The sequence below is a fragment of the Mycobacterium sp. MS1601 genome, assembly GCF_001984215.1.
Classification (GTDB): Bacteria; Actinomycetota; Actinomycetes; order Mycobacteriales; family Mycobacteriaceae; genus Mycobacterium.
In genome coordinates this window covers 6,191,800-6,209,801 of the sequence record NZ_CP019420.1, presented here as the reverse complement: position 1 = coordinate 6,209,801, position 18,002 = coordinate 6,191,800, and the positions used below count along the sequence as shown (strand labels likewise).

Here is an 18,002-nt window from a genome sequence, read left to right as displayed (position 1 = left end):
ACCCGAACCCTGGAGGTTCCCACCATGGGTAGTGCCGTCAAGTACCAGCGCACGCTGTTCGAGCCCGAACACGACCTGTTTCGCGAGTCGTATCGCACCTTCCTCGAGCGCCACGTCGCGCCGTATCACGACGAGTGGGAGAAGAACAAGATCGTCGACCGCGAAGTCTGGGTCGAGGCCGGCAAGCAGGGCTTTCTCGGTATGGCGATGCCCGAGGAGTTCGGCGGCGGTGGTATCGACGACTTCCGCTACAACACCGTGCTGACCGAGGAAACCACCGCCGGGCGTTACAGCGGTATCGGATTCGGGCTGCACAACGATGTGGTGGCGCCCTACCTGCTGCGGCTGGCCACCGACGAGCAGAAGCAGCGCTGGTTCCCGGGGTTCTGCAGCGGCGAACTGATCACCGCCATTGCCATGACCGAACCGGGCACCGGTAGCGACCTGCAGGGCATCAAGACCCGCGCGGTCAAGCAGAGTGACGGTAGTTGGGTGCTCAACGGCTCGAAAACGTTCATCACCAATGGCATTCATGCCGACCTGGTGATCACCGTGGCGCAGACGGATCCCGGCAAGGGGGCGCAGGGCTTCTCGCTGCTGGTCGTCGAACGCGGCATGCCGGGCTTCGAACGCGGACGGCACCTCGACAAGATCGGCCTGGATGCCCAGGACACCGCCGAGTTGTCCTTCACCGATGTGGTGGTGCCCGCCGAGAACCTGCTGGGCGAAGAAGGCATGGGCTTCATCTACCTGATGCAGAACCTGCCGCAGGAGCGGTTGAACATCGCCATCATGGCCGCCGCCGCCATGGAGTCGGTGCTCGAGCAAACCATTCAATACACCAAAGAGCGCAAGGCTTTCGGCAAACCGATCGGGTCCTTCCAGAACTCCCGGTTCGTGCTCGCCGAGCTGGCCACCGAGGCCACCGCGGTACGGATCATGGTCGACGAGTTCATCCGTCTGCATCTCGACGAGAAACTGACCGTGGACCAGGCCGCCATGGCGAAGTGGTACACCACCGAGGCTCAGGTGCGTCTCATCGACAGGTGTCTGCAATTGCACGGGGGCTATGGATACATGCGTGAATACACCGTTGCCCGCGCATTTCTCGACGCCCGTGTGCAGACCATCTACGGCGGAACCACGGAGATCATGAAAGAGATCGTCGGGCGCAGCCTGGGGGTCTGACTCGTCAAATACCACACCATCGTGCGGGCAAAACGCTTCCGGCCTTCCCGTCAATTCGGTATGAGGTGGGTATTGTCGTCAAAATGACGGCGAAATGGCCATATCGCGCTCGGCTATTGTCCGAGAGTTGACGGGAACGGCATTTTCGGACAGTGGCCGGTAAACGCGGGGAGTGGGCATGACGACGCAGCGAAACCCAGTGCGATGGGCATTCGGAGTTCTGGCGGTGATGTGTACCGCCGTCGCATTCGTGGTGCCCACTGCGCCGGTCGCGCACGCCGACCCGCAAGGTGATGCTGTCGCCGCCATCGACGCGGCGTGGGTGGCTGCGGGCGGCGACACCTCGCCGCTGGGGCCCAAGGTAGGCGCCATCTACCCCGCGGGTGTCGGCTTCGGCCAGGACTTCGCCACCGGGGCCATGTTCTTCTCGCCCACCAGCGGTGCACGGTCGATGTTCGGGGCCATCCTCGACAAGTACCGCGCGGTGGGCGGTCCCGCCGACAGCGGTCTGGGCTTCCCCAACATCGACGAGGGTCCCGGCCGCGCGCCGGAGAGCCGCAACGTCACCTTCGACTCGCCCGAGGGTGCAGTGATCTTCTGGACCCCGGCCACCGGCGCCTGGGTGGTCCGCGGAGTCATCAACGCGGCCTGGGACCGGCTCGGCGGATCGTCTGGACCACTGGGCGTCCCCACCGGCGACGAAACCTACAGCGGCGAAACCATTTCGCAGACCTTCAGCGGCGGTCAGATCACCTATGACACCGCCGCCAAGACCTTCACCACCACGCCGCCCGAACTCGCTGGGCAGCTGGCTGATCTGCCGCTGCCCGATGACGCCACCACGGCGATCAACCAGGCCTGGCGCGTCGCCGGCGGTCCGGGCGGACAGCTCGGCGCCAAGGTCGGTGACCAGTACCCGGTGGGCGACGGCGGAGCGGGTCAGGACTTCAACGGCGGCAAGATCTTCTACTCCGCGGACACCGGTGCCCACGTGGTCAGCGGCTCCATCCTGGAGAAGTACGAGGAAGCGGGCGGCCCCACCGGTGAGCTGGGCTTCCCTGTCGCCAACGAAGCCGACGGCGACGTGCCGGGCAGCCGGGTCAGCGTGTTCGGGGCCGACGGCGAACCCGCCATCGTGTGGACGCCGGAGCACGGCGCGGTGATCGTTCGCGGTCCCATGAAGGCTGCCTGGGATGAGCTCGGCGGCAGCGGCGGCGACCTGGGAGTGCCGATCGCCGATCAGACCGGCGAGGACACCGTCACCCAGAACTTCAGCGGCGGACAGGTCACCTACAACAGCTCGAACAACACGTTCAGCACGCAGCCGCCGGAGCTGGCCGAACGGCTCTCCGGACTGGAGTTGTCACAGGCGCCCGCGCCCACCACGTCGGCGTCGCCGGCGGCACCCGCCGCCGGCGAGGATTCCGGCGCCGAAAGTGGATCGGGCTGGAAGAGCTGGTACCTGTGGGTGATCATCGCGGTGGTCGCCTTGGTGCTGGTGGGCCTGGTCGGGTTCCTGGTGGCGCGGCAGCGTCGCAACACCGATCCGTTCGCCCCACAGGAGGGCGGTTACGACCCCGCTACTGCCGACGACCGCGACGACTTCGACCGCGGTGGCTTCGACCGCAGCGAGTTCGATGCAGTGCCCGACGGACGCGATGACGAGGAGCGGGCGCCCTGGACATCGGCGCCGCCGGTTCAGATCAGCGGCCCTTCGGCCTTCGGCGACACCGGTGCCGATACCGATGACACCGAATATCTGTCTGCGCAGCCACCGCCGTGGTCCAAGCGTGAACCCTCGACGACACCGTGGGGTGAGTCCGGCGCGCCGGCGGCGGGGGAGTCCGACCCGGTGAGCGGACCTGCGTTGTTCACCCACCACGGTGTGCACGAAACCGAGGATTTTGAGGTCGACGAGGAGGATCCCGACGACGTCGACACCGCGCCCACCCGGGTGCAGTCCGATCCCGACGAGCCTTCGTCAGGCCGGCATGCCGCAATTGCCGCCGAGGAGTCGCGCCCACCGTGGCTGACCGATGCGGATTACGTTCCACCTGCACCGAATTCGTTGTTCGCGCCTGTGTACGGTGCGCCGCCACCGCCGGCTTCCGCCCCGGTCGAGGAATCGGCGGAGGACGACGACGAGTACGACCGCTCGTACTACGAGAGCTATTCCAGGCCGGAGTATCCGGACTACGAGGAGTCGGAGTACTCCGGGGCTGCCGAAGCGGAGCCCGTCGAAGCCGAATCCGGGCAGGCTGACCTGGAGGACGAGGCACCCGAACACGACGAATCCGAATACGCACGACAGGATTACGCGCAACCCGAAGAGCTGGGAACGGCGGCTGCATCGCCCACCGACTTCTCGTCGCCGCCACCTGCCATTCATTTGCCGCTGGCTGATCCCGATGAGGCGCCCGAGGGTTACCCGATCAAGGGCAGTATGCGCACCGGAACCTATCACTCGCCCGGATCGGATTCCTACGACGTGACAGTGGCCGAGATCTGGTTCGCCAGTGAGGAATTGGCGGAGTCGAACGGGTTCACCCGAGCCGAGTGACCATCCGTTGACCGGCCGGCCAACGGATGGCGGCCGGGTCAGATCTTGCGAATGACGGTGACGATCTTGCCCAGGATGGCGGCGTCATTACCGGGAATCGGGTCGAACGCCGGGTTGTGCGGCATCAGCCAGACCTGACCGCTGGTGCGTTTGAACGTCTTCACAGTGGCCTCGCCGTCGATCATCGCCGCCACGATGTCGCCGTTGTCCGCCACATTCTGCTGTCGGACCACCACCCAGTCGCCGTCGCAGATCGCGGCGTCGACCATCGATTCGCCGACGACCTTCAACAGGAACAGTGAACCCTCGCCGACCAGCTCGCGGGGCAGTGGGAAGACGTCCTCCACAGCTTCTTCGGCCAAGATCGGCCCGCCTGCCGCGATACGCCCGAGTACCGGGACGAACGTCGGCTCCGGAAGAGCATCCGATCCAGCCACGTCGGTGACGACGGCAGCCGTAGTTTCATCGGCACCTCGGACGTCGACGGCGCGGGGGCGGTTCGGATCCCGGCGTAAATAGCCCTTGCGTTCCAGCGTGCGCAGCTGGTGTGCCACCGACGACGTGGACGTGAGGCCCACGGCGTCTCCGATCTCGCGGATGCTCGGGGGATATCCCCTGGTGGTCACCGATGCGCGGATGACCTCGAGGATGGTGCGCTGACGTTCGGTCAGCGATGGATCGAGAGGAGTCTCGCGCCAGCCGTCCCGCGCGTCGGAGTCTGTGTCGGTGCTGTCACCCATGCCACCGAATGTAATCGCACGGACCAACAGAATCAAACATGTGTTCGAGGCGTGTCGGACTTGTTTCTCGGCGGTCGGGGCGCTCGGGGGCTGCTGGTGCCGGTGTGACAGCTGGGCCAGAAGTTTTTGTCGGTACCCCGGTTTATCGTTCGGCTACAAATCGATCACATGTTCGTACTGGCGCTATCTTATCGAACATGTGGTCGAGTAGATTCGAACACAGGAGCGAATGATGACCCAGCTCGACAGGCCTCGCACCCTCACCCGTCGCTACACCACACTCCCGGAAGGAATCGACATGACCCTCATCGACACTCTGCCTCCCCGTCTCGCCCAGCCGTCGCCGGTCAGCGATACCAGGACATTGCGGTACCGCCCCGTCAGTGCGCAGGGGCGTCGCCGGCCCACCGAGATCCGCCCTGCCGGCGCAGCGGTGCGTCAGCGCGGAACCGGCGTGCGGGTCTCGCGCACCCCACACCGCCGCGGCCGCACCATCACCCCCGTCACCACGGTCGGCCTCGCGCTGCTGGCCGCGATGATCACCGTGTGGCTCGGCGCAGTGGCGCAGTTCGGCGAGGCCATCCAGGGTGCCACCGCACCCACACCGAGCAAGCTGGCGGTGGTCCAGGTCCAGTCCGGGGAGACGCTGCAGACCGTTGCCGCGCGGATCGCGCCGCAAGCCCCGATCGGTCAGACGGTGCAGCAGATCCGCGAGCTCAACCAGCTCGACGGCGCGGCGGTCAACGCGGGGCAGACGCTCATCGCTCCCGTCGGCTGACATCGTGGCTTGGACGGTTACGCCCATAGCGACGGCGCTGGCTGGCCGCCGCGCGGCGCAGGTACTCTCTGAGGCGGGGGTAACACGTCTCGAGTGCAGCGAAGGAGCGGTGATGCACTGTCCTTTCTGCCGGCATCCGGATTCCCGTGTCGTGGATTCCCGCGAAACCGATGAGGGCCAAGCCATTCGGCGCCGCAGGTCATGTCCTGAATGTGGACGTCGATTCACCACCGTGGAGACGGCGGTGCTGGCGGTGGTCAAGCGCAGCGGTGTCACCGAGCCGTTCTCCCGCGAAAAGGTGATGCGCGGGGTGCGACGGGCGTGTCAGGGTCGTCAGGTCGACGACGACGCCTTGAACCTGCTGGCACAGCAGGTCGAGGACACCATCAGGGCGGCGGGATCGCCTGAAGTTCCGAGCAACGAGGTGGGTCTGGCCATCCTGGGCCCGCTGCGGGAGCTCGACGAAGTGGCTTATCTGCGGTTCGCATCGGTGTACCGGTCGTTCTCCTCGGCCGAGGACTTCGAGCAGGAAATCCGCGCTCTACGCGAACACCGCAAGGTGGCCACCGCCGAGCGGTGAGAACCAGCCCCGTCGATCACGACGGTCAGTCCAGATCCACGGTGTTGATGCCGTCGCTGACAACGCGACCGGCAACCTGCACCCACCCGGCAGGTGTCCACTGCGTCTGGATCTGCGATCCCTTGCCCTGAGTGATGTTCAGATCGCGGCTTAGAAACTCGGTGATTCGCACTGCGGCCGCACCGGTCGCTTCGTCCTCCACGATGCCGAGGTCCATGGCGAACATCCGCGAACGCAGTGCTCCTGCATCCCGGTCGGTCCAGGTCCACAGGTAGTGCTCGACGTCATCGGGGTAGTCGGCAGGATCAGCGGCGGCCAACTCATCAACCGAAGACAGTTCGTGGATCGCGAACTCCGGCGCCCACTCGGCACGGGCGCTGATGGCGGTCAGTTCGTCATCGCCGTGGACGCCGTACTCGACCTGCACCACGCCCGCGGGCACCTGAAGAGTGTGCACCGGTGTGCCCTGCGAGCGCAGCCACCACGACGCACCAACGGTGGGGTGGCCGGCAAACGGCAGCTCGGAGGCCGGGGTGAAGATGGTGGCGTGGGCCGTGTTACTGCCCGCAGCGGGGAGATCGATGAAAATTGTTTCGCTGTAACCCAATTGGGTGGCCAGCCGCTGACGGTTCTCCGGGGACACCGCAGTGGCGTCAACCACTCCGAGCGGGTTTCCGTAGTTGCCGGTCGCATCGGTGAACACCCGCAGCACAGTCACGTCGATACCCATGGGTCGACTCTACTTGGCCCCGGTGGGCTCTCCGGGAGCCTCGAGGAGTCTCTAGGTGGCGCTGCGCTCGTCGTTGCCCATGGCGTCCAACACCGCCACCTTGGTGTCGACGGTGCCGGAAATAGATCGTTCACACACCCCGTCGCGGAGCAGTTGGCGCAGTGCGGCCTGGTCGTATTCGGCGGGCTGGGTGGAGTCGATGAAGCGCTCGACCACCTCGACGAAGCGGTCGGGGTCGTCGTGGAACGGGAAGTGCCCGGAGCCCTTGAAGATCTCCAGCTGCGAGCCGGGCATCGCGGCGTGTGCCATGTTGGCGTGGCTGACCGGGATCACCACATCGCGATCGCCCCAGATGAGCTGCACTGGAACGGATTCGGTGAGATAACAGCGGTCAAGCATGGTGACCACCTGGCCACGCCAGTCCACCACGGCACGCAGAGTGCGGGTGAAGGCCGAGGATGCGGTGGGTTCGGGGAGGTCGCGCAGGATGCGAAGGACGTTGGGCAGCTCGCGACCCAGCGCCGTGTTCCCGAACAGGCCGCCAGCCACCTTGCCTGCCACCTCCACGGTGGGCAGCACCAGCGGCAGCCGCAACAACGCCAGGGCCTCGCCTCCCATCGGCAGCGAGGCCGCCCGCAGGGCGATGTTCACGTCGCGGGTCACCCCGCCTGCTCCGACCAGGATCAGACGATCCACCAGCTGCGGGAACTGGTAGGCGAACTGCATCGCCACGCCGCCGCCGAGCGAGTGCCCCACGACCGTCACCTTCTCGATGTCCAGGACACCCAGCAGATCCCGCATGCCATTGGCGTAGGCCGCCACGGAGTAGTCGGCGCGCGGCTTGTCGGATTGGCCGTGGCCCAGCAGATCAGGCGCTATCACGGTGAAGCGTTGCGCCAGTTTGGCCTGCACGCCTGCCCAGGTGGTGGAGTTGTCGCCGATTCCATGGATCAGGAGCAACGCAGGCCCGGACCCGGCGATGCGGAAAGCCCGCCGATAGCCGTGGATGGTGCGGTAGTCGAGTGTCGGGGAGACTTCCCGGACCGAGCGGAGGTTGGGCTTGCGCTCGCTCATGGCGTCACCGGAACTGGGGAGTGAGTCATGTGCGCCAACTTCGTCGTCGGGCCCCGTTGCAACGGTTCCGAGGCGGAAACGGCAGCTGAGGTGCGGTGGCTACTCAGCTGTTTTGTTGTCGTCTCCGAACGGGTCTTGATACTGCTCACCGGCCTGCTGGGCCAGGAACCGCTCGAATTCCGCTCCGAGTTCGTCACCGCTGGGCAGTTCCTCGTCCCTGGCAAGCAGTGAGCGGTTCTCCTGTGCGGCAACGAATGCATCGTACTGGCGCTCGAGAGCGGTCACCACCTGAGCCACCTCGGCACTGCCCTCGACCTGCTCGTCGATCTTGACACGGATCTCGGCTGCGGCCTCGGTCAAACCGGTCACCGGGATCTCCAGCGAACTCGACTCGGCCACCTGCTCGATGAGCGCCTTGGCAGCCTCCGGGTAATCGGTCTGCGCCAGATAGTGCGGAACGTGCACGGTGAAACCCATCACTTCGTGGCCGTGCTGAGCCAACCGGTACTCCAACAGGTTGGAGACACTGCCGGGCACCTGCACCTCGCCAACCCACGGGGTGTGATCGGCGATCAGTTCCTTGTTGTTGGCATGCGCAGTCATCGTGACCGGACGGGTGTGTGGCACCGCCATCGGGATGGCACCGAGGCCGATGGTGCGCCGCACCCCGAGACGTTCGGCCAGCAACCGGACCGCGGTGATGAACCGCTCCCACTTGAGGTCCGGCTCCAGGCCGGCGAGCAGCAGGAACGGTGTACCGACACTGTCGTGCAGCGCGTAGAGGTTCAGCTCCGGGGTCTCGTAGTGGGTGAAGTGGTCGGTCTTGAAGGTCATCAGCGGCCGCCGCGAGCGGTAGTCGAGTAACTCGTCGATAGCAAAGGATGCCACCAACTCGGTGTCCAGAGACCGTCGCAGGTGCTCGGCAGCCAACTTGATGGCATGTCCGGCGTCGGAGAAGCCCTCCAAGGCGTGCACCAGCACCGGTCCACGGCCGTCAGCCGACGACAACTGTGGTGCCGGAAATTCCAGCTCGTACATTCCGCTCTGTTCCGGCTGGTAAGCCCGGTCCGAGTCATGTCCGGGATCGTCTGTCTGACCCATCTGCTCTCGCCTCCTCGTCACCCCGTGGTGGCACGCTGGTTGAGCGCCGTGTGCACCTAGTTTCCCTCAACGCCGCGTCTGCGTCGTCGCGGACCCACCCCACTTCGAACGCCGGGTGCTGTGGTGGGCATTCCTGACCATCTGGGTGGAGTACCCAGCAAGGGAAATGTCAGCGGCGGAACTGGTTGAGGGCGCGCAGCTTGTTCATCACGTCGAGGGCGGCGACCTTGTAGGCCTCGGAGAACGTCGGATAGTTGAATACTGCGTCCACCAGGTATTCGACCGTTCCGCCGCAGCCCATCACGGCCTGGCCGATGTGCACCATCTCGGTGGCGTTGGTACCGAAGATGTGTACCCCCAGCAGGGTGAGGTCTTCGGTGGAAACCAGCAGTTTGAGCATGCCGTAGGAGTCGCCGGCGATCTGGCCGCGCGCCAGTTCGCGGTAACGGGACACGCCCACCTCGTAGGGAATGGCGTCCTTGGTCAAGTCCACCTCGGTGGCACCGACGTAGGACACCTCGGGAATGGAGTAGATGCCGATGGGCTGCAGCTCGGTCATGGCGTGGCTGGGCTCGTCGAACGCGTGGTAGGCGGCCAGCCGGCCCTGGTCCATCGACGTGGCGGCAAGTGCGGGGAAGCCGATGACGTCGCCGACGGCATAGATGTGGTCGACCTTCGTCTGGTAGTTGTCGTCGACGAAGATCCGGCCGCGGTTGTCGGCTTCCAGGCCTGCGTTGGCCAGGTCCAGGTGATCGGTCTGGCCCTGGCGGCCTGCGGAGTACATGACCGTCTCGGCGGGGATCTGCTTGCCGCTGGCCAGTGTGGTGACGGTGCCGGAAGCGCTGACGTCGACGGCGGTGACCTCTTCTCCGAAGCGGAAGGTGACGGCCAGGTCGCGTAGGTGGAACTTCAACGACTCGATGATCTCGGGGTCGCAGAACTCCAGCATGTTGGCGCGCTTCTCGACGACTGTGACCTTGGTGCCCAGCGCGGCGAACATCGACGCGTATTCGATGCCGATGACTCCGGCGCCGACCACCACCATCGACGTCGGGATGAACTTCAGATCGAGGATGCCGTCGGAATCCAGCACCCGCTCTTCGTCGAACTCGACGCCACTGGGGCGGGCCGGCTTGGTGCCGGTGGCGATGACGATGTGGTGGCCGCTGACGGTGATGCGTTCGGCGCGGGAGGGATCTTCTACGTGGATGGTGTGCTCGTCGAGGAAGCGGGCGTGCCCGGTGTAGAGCTCGATACGGTTGCGCATCAACTGGTTGCGCACCACGTCGATCTCCTTGCCGATGACATGCTGGGTGCGGGCCAGCAGGTCGGCGGGGGTGATCTTCTCCTTGACGCGATAGCTGGCGCCGTACAGTTCGCGCTGGCTCATGCCGGTCAGGTAGACGACGGCCTCACGCAGGGTCTTCGACGGGATGGTGCCGGTGTTGACGCAGACGCCGCCGAGCATGCGACCTCGTTCGATCACCGCCACCGACTTGCCGAGTTTGGCTGCTGCGATGGCCGCCTTCTGTCCGCCCGGGCCGGAGCCGATGACCACGAGGTCGTATTCCTGCAACGAAGCCATGCGTAGCTGTTTACGCCGATTGCCCGTCTCTTGCGTGCCAGCAGTGTCAATACCGCGTGAACAATGGCCGTAGAGGCAGCGGCCAACAGTCTGCATTTCATCCACAGACCGACCACTCTCGGACCCGCGCACGTACATGCTTGACGGTGCCGGTTGTCAGCGTCTGGGGCATGACATCACAGCATCCCGAACCCCAACCCGACTTCGGCCGACCGCGTATCGACCGGCATCCGGACTTCACACTGGACAGACCTGGTGCCCTCATCGCGGCGCTGCCGGCCGTCTTGGGCTTCACTCCGACGAACTCGCTGGTCCTGGTATCGGTGGAGCGCGGACAGCTCGGCGCGGTGCTGCGTGTGGACCTCGGCCCCGACTTGATCGATCGCCTCGACGAGCTGGTGTCGGTGGCAGCGGCGGCGCACCCCGACGCAGTCATCGCGGTCATCGTCGACGAGTCCGGCGCGCTGTGCCCGTGTTGCGGGGATCGGTACCGCCGGCTGTGCGCAGTGCTGGCGGACGAACTCGCCGAGTACGACATCCCGCTGTGGGCCGCCCATCTGGTGGACAAGGTGGCTGAGGGCGGGCGCTGGCACTGTGTCGACGGCTGTGGTTCGCGGGGCCGTGTCGATGATCCGGAGAGCTCACCGGTGGCGGCGGCAGCCGTTCTCGACGGCCGCAGGCTCTATGCCAGCCGGGCAGACCTGCAAGCCGTCATCGCCGCCGAGGACGACACCCGCAGCCGCAGCGTGGCAGCTGCCGTCGAGGCGCTGGAGGCCGGCAGGCGGGGCGCCCCCGGCGGTGATTCGACGGAGCGGGCCCGCGCAGCGGTCCAGGACGCGCTGGCCGCCGCAGCACGGGTCGGTGCCGGTGAGGCTCTCAGCGACGCAGAGATCGCGGTGGTGGCACAGGGGCTGACGCAGGTGCGGGTGCGGGACACGTTGTACGCGCTGGCGGTGGGGGAGTTGGCTGCCGGGGCCGAGACACTGTGGTCCACGCTGGCACGGCGGCTACCCGAACATCTGCGGGTGGAGCCGCTGGTGCAGTTGGCGTTCTGCGCCTACGCCCGCAGCGACGGGCCGTTGGCCGGACTGTCGTTGGAGGCGGCGTTGCGGATCGATCCACGGCACCGGATGGCCGTACTGCTCGACACCGCTTTGCACGCCGGGATGAGACCGGATCAGATCCGCAAGTTGGCGCTCACCGCATACCGCTTGGCAGATGACCTCGAAGTGGCCTTGCCGCCCCGTCTGGAGTACGGACAGAAGGCGGGGTGAGAACCCAGGTGGCTGTGGATCAGACCTTTTCGACCTTGACCGCGTGCGCCATCTCGTGGGGCAACTCGACGTTCTCGTGGCCGGGGATCACGATGGTGACGCCGCCGTGCGGGTTGGTCTCGACGGTCACGCGAGCGTTGGGCACCACTCCGGCGTCCTTGAGCCGGCCGATCAGGATCGCGTCACCCTGGACATGTTCGGTCAGCTGGCGCACCACCACGGCCACCGGTGAGCCGGCGGGCAGCTCGGTGAGCCGTACCAGGTTCATCGCGTCGACTTCCTGCTCGGCGCCGATGCCCAACTCGGACAGACCGGGGATGGGGTTGCCGAACGGCGACACGGTGGGGTTGTCCAGCACCGCGACCAAGCGGCGCTCGACGTCCTCGCTCATCACGTGTTCCCACCGGCAAGCCTCGGCGTGTACTTCCTCCCAGGGCAGGCCGATGACGTCGACCAGCAGGCGCTCGGCGAGTCGGTGCTTGCGCATCACGGCGATGGCCAGCGCACGACCGGTCTCGGTGAGTTCCAGGTGCCGATCTCCGGCCACGTGCAGCAAACCGTCGCGCTCCATGCGGGACACGGTCTGGCTGACGGTGGGGCCGCTCTGCTCGAGGCGCTCGGCGATGCGCGCCCGCAGAGGGACCACGCCCTCTTCCTCGAGGTCGTAGATGGTCCGCAGATACATCTCTGTGGTGTCGACCAGATCATTCATTTGGCACCTCCGTCGGCGACGAGTCTACTTGGCTAGCAGCGGTGATGGGCCGCTCTGACAGGGCGCGGCGGGCACGCGCAATGGTAGACGGGGCCGCTCTGCACACGGCAGTGTGCCCGCCGGGCGGGGACGCGGCGGGCACACTATCGCAGCCGGCGAAGAATCCTTCGCCGGAATTCGGGGGGTCAGCTGGCGTAGGAGCGCAACCGATCGGCACGCTCACCCTGGCGCAGCTTGGCCATCACCTCACGTTCGATCTGGCGGACCCGCTCACGCGACAGGCCGAACAACTTGCCGATCTGGTCGAGCGTGCGGGGCTGGCCGTCGTCGAGACCGAACCGCAACCGGATCACCTGATGCTCACGTTCGTCGAGCGTCGACAGCACGCTGCGGATGTCGGTGTGCAGCAGTTCGGCGATCACGGCATTCTCGGCCGACAACGCCTCGGCGTCTTCGATGAAATCGCCCAGCGGCGCTTCCTCGTCGCTGCCGACCGGCATGTCCAGCGACACCGGGTCGCGGCTGTGGGAGAGCAGATCGGCGATCTTCTCGGCCGGAATGCCGGACTCCTCGGCCAGTTCCTCATCGGTAGCGTCACGACCGAGGTTCTGGTGCATTTCGCGCTTGATCCGAGCAAGCTTGTTCACCTGCTCAACCAGGTGGACCGGCAGTCGGATGGTGCGGCTCTGGTCGGCCATGCCGCGGGTGATGGCCTGACGGATCCACCAGGTGGCATACGTCGAGAACTTGAATCCCTTGGTGTAGTCGAACTTTTCCATCGCGCGGATCAGACCGAGGTTGCCTTCCTGGATGAGGTCCAGCAGTGGCATACCGCGCCCGGTATAGCGTTTGGCCAGTGACACGACCAGTCGCAGGTTGGCTTCCAGGAGGTGGCTGCGCGCCGCCTGACCGTCACGGACAACGGCCGCCAGATCACGTTTGCGGCTCTCTCCGAGCCGCTTCCGGGTATCCAACAGGTGTTGTGCGTACAGGCCGGCCTCGATGCGCTTGGCCAGCTCCACCTCGTCGGCGGCGTTCAGCAGCGCCGTCTTGCCGATCCCGTTGAGATACACCCGTACCAGGTCTGCGGCAGGGCTCTGGGCATCCAGATCGCCGTCGATGCGGGTCGCGGTGGCATTTGCCATATCGGCCTCCTAGTGGCTCGAACTGTCATGTGGTTCAACGCCTGACTGGAGAGAAGAGTTCCCACGAGTTCGCCGGTTCACACGCGCTGACGTGCGGAAATGCGCGCTCGACCTGAGAATGCTCTGAGAATCGAACTAGAAGTCCCTCATGTGGCGGTTCTCGGCACCCGATGGCGGGGTCGCACCGGGATCCGTTCGGGCCGTGCCGGGTTCGAGGGCAGGCCGCTCTGCGGTGGGGAACAACGGAATCCGTCGGTGCTCGCGGTCAAAACGCCGCGGTTCCTCACGTCGGCGGGGCGGACGGTCATTGGCGATCAACACGGCGATCCACGGCAGCGGAATCGAGACGGCGACGATAAGCAGTGAGAGCCAACCGTTTTCCCAGATGCCGTAGGCCACTGCGGCGAGCAGCAGCGCCGGAACCCGAAATGACATGATCGTCAAATACTTACGGACGCGTTGGCGGTGTTCCTCTTCATACGGGGGTGCCGCCGCAGTGATGAGTATCGGCCGACCTTCGTCGTCGAAACCCAGCTGCTGGCTGTGCTTCATACCCATACTCTGGCACAGTCTGGACGGCCTGGCGCCATGGGTTTGTCGAGCGTCATTTTCTCGGCAGAATAGGCGTATGCAGACCGACACCCTCGAACGGACAGATGCCGACGAACGGACCGATGACGGTACCGACGACGACCGGCCCAAGGTCTTCCACTATGTCAAGAAGGAGAAGATCGCCGAGAGCGCGGTGATGGGCACCCACGTTGTCGCGCTGTGCGGCGAGGTCTTCCCCGTCACCCGGTCGGCGAAGCCGGGCTCTCCCGTCTGCCCGGACTGCAAACGGATCTACGAGCAACTCAAGAAGTGATGTCCTAGGCGCGCAGGTCCGCCGGCCCGGTGACCGGGGGGTCGCCGGGTGTCCGTGGCGGCGCGTCCGGCCGCTCGGCGTCGGTGGCCGCCTCGGTTCCGGACGTCTCGGCCGCCTTCTGCTTCAGCCAGAACCTCACCCGGTTGGCGTGGGTTTCGGGGGCCGGCCATTCCTCTTGGATCGCGGCGTTGAGTTCGGCGCCGATCATGATGGCGAACCCGAGGAAGAAGGCGAACAGCAGGAAAGCGATGGGAGTGGCCAGCGCACCGTAGGTGTAACCGGTCTTGGTGATCGAGCTGAGGTACACCCGCAGCCCGACGGTGGCCACCAAGAACACCGCCGTCGCCAGCGCGGCTCCGATCAGCAGCCGATGGGTGGGCAGCGGTTCCGGAAGTGACAAGCGGTAGAGCACCGTCACCAGAATCATCAAGCTGACGATCAGCACCGGGTAGTAGCCGTACTGCAGGACATCGTCCCAGCTCTCCGGGATGTACTCGGCGACCTTGCGGGGGCCCAGCGCCAGAAAGGGAGCCGACACGATCACCAGCACCAGGCCCGCCACATACAGACCCAACGCGTAGAACCGCTGTCGGACCGGGTGTCGCAACGGGGTCTGATCGTGTGCCTCGACAATCGAGTCCACCCATGCCGAGATGGCCGACGAGCCCGCCCACAGCGAGATGACAAAACCCAGCGACACCACCTCGCCCCTGGCGCCCTGCACGATGTCGCGGATGGTCGGCTCGATGATCTCGTTGACGATGTTCGCCGAGAAGAAACTGTTCGCGGTGGAAATCAGCTGGTCTTCGATGGTCACCAGAGTTTCCGGCCCGAACAGCGGGGCGATGTAGGCCAGACTTCCCAGCATCCCCAACAACAACGGCGGCAAGGACAGCACCGACCAGAAACCGGCCTGCGCCGATTCGGCGAAAATCGAGTCGTCCCACGCTTTGGACAGCGTGCGCTTGGTGATGTGCCAGATGTGATGGCGGGAAGGCTTCGGGGACTGGTCACTCATGTCGGTGTCCAGCATCCCTGACCACGGCCGGTAATGGCCAACCGTGGCCCGGCGCGCCGCAGCGTTACAGCTCGGCTGAGCTGACCTCGATCACCGCGGCCAACTCCACCAACTTCGCCTCGTGCTCGTTGGCGTGGTGTTGGCAGAAGAGCAAAACAGCTCCTGAAGGCAGTTTCGCGCGGACACGTGCGGCAGCACCGCAACGGTCGCAACGATCAGCCCGGGTCAACTCGGGACTGGTCAGAGTTGCGTTCATGGCTCCTCCGTTCTCGCGTGGTCTCTACTGTCTCAGACGTTTTCGGTTCCGGCCTTGTTCCCGAGGCGTTCACCGGTGTGTCGTGTCTCACCCGGGATTCGTTTCCGCTGCGGCAGGCTGGTCGCATGACCACCGGTCCCATGGAACTCGTGCATCTGCTCGCCGCCGACGAATGGACGGCGGCCTCGTCGGGCGCCGAGTACCGGCCCACGTCACTGTCCGAGGTTGGCTTCGTTCATCTTTCGACCCCTGAGCAGGTACACCTGCCCGCCAATCGGCTCTTCGCCGGGCGCACCGATCTGGTACTGCTGTACCTGACGCCCGAGCTGCTCACGGCGCCGCTGCGATGGGAGCCAGGAGTGCCCGGCGATCCGGAGGCGATGTTGTTTCCGCATCTGTACGGCCCGATACCCGTGGCGGCTGTGAGAAGAATCACCCCTTACCTGCCGGGTCGGGATGGTTTCTTCGGGCCTCCCGAGTCCTCGACGTAGGCGTCCACTTCGATCTCGACCAACAACTCCGGTGCGATCAACGCGCTCACCTCGACCATGGTGGCCACCGGCGCGACCTTCCCGAAGTACTCCGCATGCACGGCGGCCACCTCTGGCCAGAGCGTGATGTCGGTGACGAACATGCGGGTGCGCACCACGTCGCCCAGAGCTGCACCGGCCTGCCCGAGCGCCACCTCTATGCGCTGGAGCGCATCTCGTGCCTGTGTGGAGACGTCAGCACCCATTCCGGTGGTCCCCGCCACCGCGACCCAGGGGCCGATGCGCACCGCCCGCGAGTAGCCGACACTCGCCTCGTACTCCGAGCCCGACGAGATGTTCTGGCGCATTGATCCTCCATCCGGTGCGGTGGCGTTGTGCCGCAAACTTTTTCGGGTGCAATGACAATGGCGGCCACCCGGTGTCCCGGGTGGCCGCCGCCGTCGAACCACTACTAGTCCAGGTAGTCGCGCAGCACCTGGGAACGGCTGGGGTGGCGCAGCTTGCTCATCGTCTTGGACTCGATCTGGCGGATCCGTTCACGGGTCACCCCGTAGACCTGACCGATCTCGTCGAGGGTGCGGGGCTGGCCGTCGGTGAGGCCGAAGCGCAGCCGGACCACGCCCGCCTCGCGTTCGGAGAGTGTCTCCAGCACGGACTGCAGCTGATCCTGCAGCAACGTGAAGCTCACCGCGTCCACGGCCACCACGGCCTCGGAGTCCTCGATGAAGTCGCCGAGCTGGCTGTCGCCCTCGTCGCCGATGGTCTGGTCCAGTGAGATGGGCTCACGCGCGTACTGCTGGATCTCCAGCACCTTCTCCGGCGTGATGTCCATTTCCTTGGCCAGCTCTTCGGGCGTGGGCTCGCGGCCCAGGTCCTGCAGCAGCTCGCGCTGGATACGGCCGAGCTTGTTGATGACCTCGACCATGTGCACCGGGATCCGGATGGTGCGGGCTTGGTCGGCCATGGCGCGGGTGATGGCCTGGCGGATCCACCAGGTGGCGTACGTGGAGAACTTGTAGCCCTTGGTGTAGTCGAACTTCTCGACGGCGCGGATCAGACCGAGGTTGCCCTCCTGGATCAGGTCCAGGAACGCCATACCGCGGCCGGTGTAGCGCTTGGCCAGCGACACCACCAGGCGCAGGTTGGCCTCCAGCAGGTGATTCTTGGCGCGGTCGCCGTCGCGGCAGATCCACATCATGTCGCGGCGCTGCGCGGCCGGCAGCTTCTCGCCCTTGTCGGAGAGCTCCGCCATCAGCTGCGTGGCGTACAGGCCGGCCTCGATGCGCTTGGCGAGCTCCACCTCTTCCTCGGCGTTGAGCAGCGCGACCTTGCCGATCTGCTTGAGGTAGGCGCGTACCGAGTCCGCCGAGGCGGTGAGCTCGGCGTCCTTGCGCGCTTGGCGCAGCGCCTCGGACTCCTCCTCGTCCCAGACGAAGTCGCCGGAGGCCTTGTCCTTCTCGGACGGCTCGGCGATCTCCTCGTCCCCGGCGGGCGTGGCGGGTTTCTTGGTGTCGGTGGCGGCCTCTTCGCCGTCGGCCTCGTCGCTGTCCTCGGGCTCGTCGTCGGCGTCGTCCTCGATTTCGTCGAGTTCGAGGTCGCCGTCTTCGAGATCCTCGGGCTCACCCTCGAGGTCGTCGTCGAGGTTCTCGACCTCGTCGCCGTCGGTGGGGTCGGCGCTGTCGGCAGCACCGGAGACCGCCTTCTTGGGGCGACCCCGCGCGGGGGCGCCGTCCGCTTTCTTGGCGGCCCGTTTGGCCGGGGCCTTCGCCGCCTTGCTGACCCGCTTGGCGGGCGCCTTCTTGGCGGGTGCCTCAGTGGTACTGGTCAACACTTCTTCGGTTGCCGGGCTTGCTTTGATCGCTGCCACGTACACCCTTTCGGTCTTGCTGACTTCCAGTGGCTATG

The 18,002-nt window shown here is 65.8% G+C and carries 19 protein-coding genes; 7 read left to right on the top strand and 12 right to left on the bottom strand.

The genetic code is table 11. The features are described 5' to 3' along the window. Positions 1 to 24 precede the first annotated feature (24 nt). Both BVC93_RS29670 and BVC93_RS29665 read left to right on the top strand, forming a co-directional pair. Positions 25 to 1,188: an acyl-CoA dehydrogenase family protein gene (locus BVC93_RS29670; RefSeq protein ID WP_083740522.1), complete on the top strand. Its 1,164-nt coding sequence runs from the start codon at positions 25 to 27 to the stop codon at positions 1,186 to 1,188. A gap of 229 nt (positions 1,189 to 1,417) precedes the next feature. Beyond that, complete coding sequence (locus BVC93_RS29665) at positions 1,418 to 3,748, top strand: LGFP repeat-containing protein (protein WP_442929115.1); 2,331 nt, start codon at positions 1,418 to 1,420, stop codon at positions 3,746 to 3,748. Positions 3,749 to 3,786: 38 nt separating this feature from the next. On the opposite strand, the gene lexA is transcribed toward BVC93_RS29665, so the two are convergent. Beyond that, on the bottom strand, positions 3,787 to 4,488 hold the full coding sequence (gene lexA / locus BVC93_RS29660; RefSeq protein ID WP_083740520.1) for a transcriptional repressor LexA: 702 nt from the start codon (positions 4,486 to 4,488) through the stop codon (positions 3,787 to 3,789). Positions 4,489 to 4,720: 232 nt separating this feature from the next. Between lexA and BVC93_RS29655 the strand changes: the two genes are divergently transcribed. Together BVC93_RS29655 and nrdR are read left to right on the top strand one after the other, a co-directional pair. After that, positions 4,721 to 5,266 (top strand): LysM peptidoglycan-binding domain-containing protein, encoded by a 546-nt coding sequence (locus BVC93_RS29655; RefSeq protein ID WP_442928995.1) that lies wholly within the window; start codon positions 4,721 to 4,723, stop codon positions 5,264 to 5,266. 112 nt (positions 5,267 to 5,378) lie between these two features. Beyond that, positions 5,379 to 5,846 carry a transcriptional regulator NrdR gene (gene nrdR / locus BVC93_RS29650; protein WP_083740519.1) on the top strand — a complete coding sequence of 156 codons (468 nt, stop codon included), beginning with the start codon at positions 5,379 to 5,381 and terminating at the stop codon, positions 5,844 to 5,846. Between the two features lie 25 nt (positions 5,847 to 5,871). On the opposite strand, the gene BVC93_RS29645 is transcribed toward nrdR, so the two are convergent. The 4 genes from BVC93_RS29645 to sthA all read right to left on the bottom strand — a co-directional run bounded on the left by BVC93_RS29645 (position 5,872) and on the right by sthA (position 10,327). Then, the gene (locus BVC93_RS29645) at positions 5,872 to 6,576 is read right to left on the bottom strand and encodes a PhzF family phenazine biosynthesis protein (protein WP_083740518.1); all 705 of its coding nucleotides are present in this window, start codon (positions 6,574 to 6,576) and stop codon (positions 5,872 to 5,874) included. A gap of 51 nt (positions 6,577 to 6,627) precedes the next feature. Beyond that, positions 6,628 to 7,650, bottom strand: coding sequence for an alpha/beta fold hydrolase (locus BVC93_RS29640; RefSeq protein ID WP_083740517.1), 1,023 nt, complete (start codon positions 7,648 to 7,650; stop codon positions 6,628 to 6,630). 99 nt (positions 7,651 to 7,749) lie between these two features. Beyond that, positions 7,750 to 8,751 (bottom strand): proteasome assembly chaperone family protein, encoded by a 1,002-nt coding sequence (locus BVC93_RS29635; RefSeq protein ID WP_083740516.1) that lies wholly within the window; start codon positions 8,749 to 8,751, stop codon positions 7,750 to 7,752. A 169-nt stretch (positions 8,752 to 8,920) separates the two neighbouring features. Continuing rightward, complete coding sequence (gene sthA, locus BVC93_RS29630) at positions 8,921 to 10,327, bottom strand: Si-specific NAD(P)(+) transhydrogenase (protein ID WP_192860439.1); 1,407 nt, start codon at positions 10,325 to 10,327, stop codon at positions 8,921 to 8,923. A 179-nt stretch (positions 10,328 to 10,506) separates the two neighbouring features. On the opposite strand from sthA, the gene BVC93_RS29625 reads away from it, so the two are divergent. After that, positions 10,507 to 11,610 (top strand): DUF4192 domain-containing protein, encoded by a 1,104-nt coding sequence (locus tag BVC93_RS29625; protein ID WP_083741461.1) that lies wholly within the window; start codon positions 10,507 to 10,509, stop codon positions 11,608 to 11,610. A 19-nt stretch (positions 11,611 to 11,629) separates the two neighbouring features. Here BVC93_RS29625 and BVC93_RS29620 read toward each other — a convergent pair whose 3' ends face one another. The 3 genes from BVC93_RS29620 to BVC93_RS29610 all read right to left on the bottom strand — a co-directional run bounded on the left by BVC93_RS29620 (position 11,630) and on the right by BVC93_RS29610 (position 14,025). Next, positions 11,630 to 12,322 (bottom strand): metal-dependent transcriptional regulator, encoded by a 693-nt coding sequence (locus BVC93_RS29620; protein WP_083740514.1) that lies wholly within the window; start codon positions 12,320 to 12,322, stop codon positions 11,630 to 11,632. 185 nt (positions 12,323 to 12,507) lie between these two features. Then, positions 12,508 to 13,467 carry a sigma-70 family RNA polymerase sigma factor gene (locus tag BVC93_RS29615; RefSeq protein WP_083740513.1) on the bottom strand — a complete coding sequence of 320 codons (960 nt, stop codon included), beginning with the start codon at positions 13,465 to 13,467 and terminating at the stop codon, positions 12,508 to 12,510. Between the two features lie 135 nt (positions 13,468 to 13,602). Next, positions 13,603 to 14,025, bottom strand: coding sequence for a DUF3099 domain-containing protein (locus tag BVC93_RS29610; protein WP_236950179.1), 423 nt, complete (start codon positions 14,023 to 14,025; stop codon positions 13,603 to 13,605). Positions 14,026 to 14,095: 70 nt separating this feature from the next. Here BVC93_RS29610 and BVC93_RS29605 point away from each other — a divergent pair, with 70 nt between their 5' ends. Next, positions 14,096 to 14,332 (top strand): DUF3039 domain-containing protein, encoded by a 237-nt coding sequence (locus BVC93_RS29605; RefSeq protein ID WP_083740511.1) that lies wholly within the window; start codon positions 14,096 to 14,098, stop codon positions 14,330 to 14,332. 4 nt (positions 14,333 to 14,336) lie between these two features. On the opposite strand, the gene BVC93_RS29600 is transcribed toward BVC93_RS29605, so the two are convergent. Further along, positions 14,337 to 15,350, bottom strand: coding sequence for a YihY/virulence factor BrkB family protein (locus tag BVC93_RS29600; protein WP_083741460.1), 1,014 nt, complete (start codon positions 15,348 to 15,350; stop codon positions 14,337 to 14,339). Between the two features lie 64 nt (positions 15,351 to 15,414). After that, a complete protein-coding gene (locus BVC93_RS29595; protein ID WP_068916512.1) occupies positions 15,415 to 15,606 on the bottom strand; it encodes a DUF7455 domain-containing protein in 192 nt (63 codons plus the stop codon). A 125-nt stretch (positions 15,607 to 15,731) separates the two neighbouring features. Between BVC93_RS29595 and BVC93_RS29590 the strand changes: the two genes are divergently transcribed. Then, positions 15,732 to 16,097, top strand: a complete 366-nt coding sequence (locus tag BVC93_RS29590) for a DUF952 domain-containing protein (RefSeq protein ID WP_083740510.1) — start codon at positions 15,732 to 15,734, stop codon at positions 16,095 to 16,097. Here BVC93_RS29590 and BVC93_RS29585 read toward each other — a convergent pair. Together BVC93_RS29585 and BVC93_RS29580 are read right to left on the bottom strand one after the other, a co-directional pair. Continuing rightward, a complete protein-coding gene (locus BVC93_RS29585; protein WP_083740509.1) occupies positions 16,046 to 16,444 on the bottom strand; it encodes a RidA family protein in 399 nt (132 codons plus the stop codon). The genes BVC93_RS29590 and BVC93_RS29585 overlap by 52 nt on opposite strands. Before the next feature lie 104 nt (positions 16,445 to 16,548). Then, positions 16,549 to 17,994 (bottom strand): RNA polymerase sigma factor, encoded by a 1,446-nt coding sequence (locus tag BVC93_RS29580; RefSeq protein ID WP_442929114.1) that lies wholly within the window; start codon positions 17,992 to 17,994, stop codon positions 16,549 to 16,551. Positions 17,995 to 18,002 lie beyond the last annotated feature (8 nt).

Excerpts from the sequence above, each read along its gene's own strand:
- BVC93_RS29595 (WP_068916512.1), bottom strand. The coding sequence starts at position 15,606 with ATGAACGCAACTCTGACCAGTCCCGAGTTGACCCGGGCTGATCGTTGC.
- nrdR (WP_083740519.1), top strand. The coding sequence starts at position 5,379 with ATGCACTGTCCTTTCTGCCGGCATCCGGATTCCCGTGTCGTGGATTCC.
- BVC93_RS29600 (WP_083741460.1), bottom strand. The coding sequence starts at position 15,350 with ATGAGTGACCAGTCCCCGAAGCCTTCCCGCCATCACATCTGGCACATC.
- BVC93_RS29655 (WP_442928995.1), top strand. The coding sequence starts at position 4,721 with ATGACCCAGCTCGACAGGCCTCGCACCCTCACCCGTCGCTACACCACA.
- BVC93_RS29605 (WP_083740511.1), top strand. The coding sequence starts at position 14,096 with ATGCAGACCGACACCCTCGAACGGACAGATGCCGACGAACGGACCGAT.
- lexA (WP_083740520.1), bottom strand. The coding sequence starts at position 4,488 with ATGGGTGACAGCACCGACACAGACTCCGACGCGCGGGACGGCTGGCGC.
- BVC93_RS29640 (WP_083740517.1), bottom strand. The coding sequence starts at position 7,650 with ATGAGCGAGCGCAAGCCCAACCTCCGCTCGGTCCGGGAAGTCTCCCCG.
- BVC93_RS29665 (WP_442929115.1), top strand. The coding sequence starts at position 1,418 with ATGTGTACCGCCGTCGCATTCGTGGTGCCCACTGCGCCGGTCGCGCAC.
- BVC93_RS29585 (WP_083740509.1), bottom strand. The coding sequence starts at position 16,444 with ATGCGCCAGAACATCTCGTCGGGCTCGGAGTACGAGGCGAGTGTCGGC.
- BVC93_RS29615 (WP_083740513.1), bottom strand. The coding sequence starts at position 13,467 with ATGGCAAATGCCACCGCGACCCGCATCGACGGCGATCTGGATGCCCAG.
- BVC93_RS29670 (WP_083740522.1), top strand. The coding sequence starts at position 25 with ATGGGTAGTGCCGTCAAGTACCAGCGCACGCTGTTCGAGCCCGAACAC.
- BVC93_RS29620 (WP_083740514.1), bottom strand. The coding sequence starts at position 12,322 with ATGAATGATCTGGTCGACACCACAGAGATGTATCTGCGGACCATCTAC.
- BVC93_RS29635 (WP_083740516.1), bottom strand. The coding sequence starts at position 8,751 with ATGGGTCAGACAGACGATCCCGGACATGACTCGGACCGGGCTTACCAG.
- BVC93_RS29590 (WP_083740510.1), top strand. The coding sequence starts at position 15,732 with ATGACCACCGGTCCCATGGAACTCGTGCATCTGCTCGCCGCCGACGAA.
- BVC93_RS29625 (WP_083741461.1), top strand. The coding sequence starts at position 10,507 with ATGACATCACAGCATCCCGAACCCCAACCCGACTTCGGCCGACCGCGT.
- BVC93_RS29645 (WP_083740518.1), bottom strand. The coding sequence starts at position 6,576 with ATGGGTATCGACGTGACTGTGCTGCGGGTGTTCACCGATGCGACCGGC.
- BVC93_RS29610 (WP_236950179.1), bottom strand. The coding sequence starts at position 14,025 with ATGGGTATGAAGCACAGCCAGCAGCTGGGTTTCGACGACGAAGGTCGG.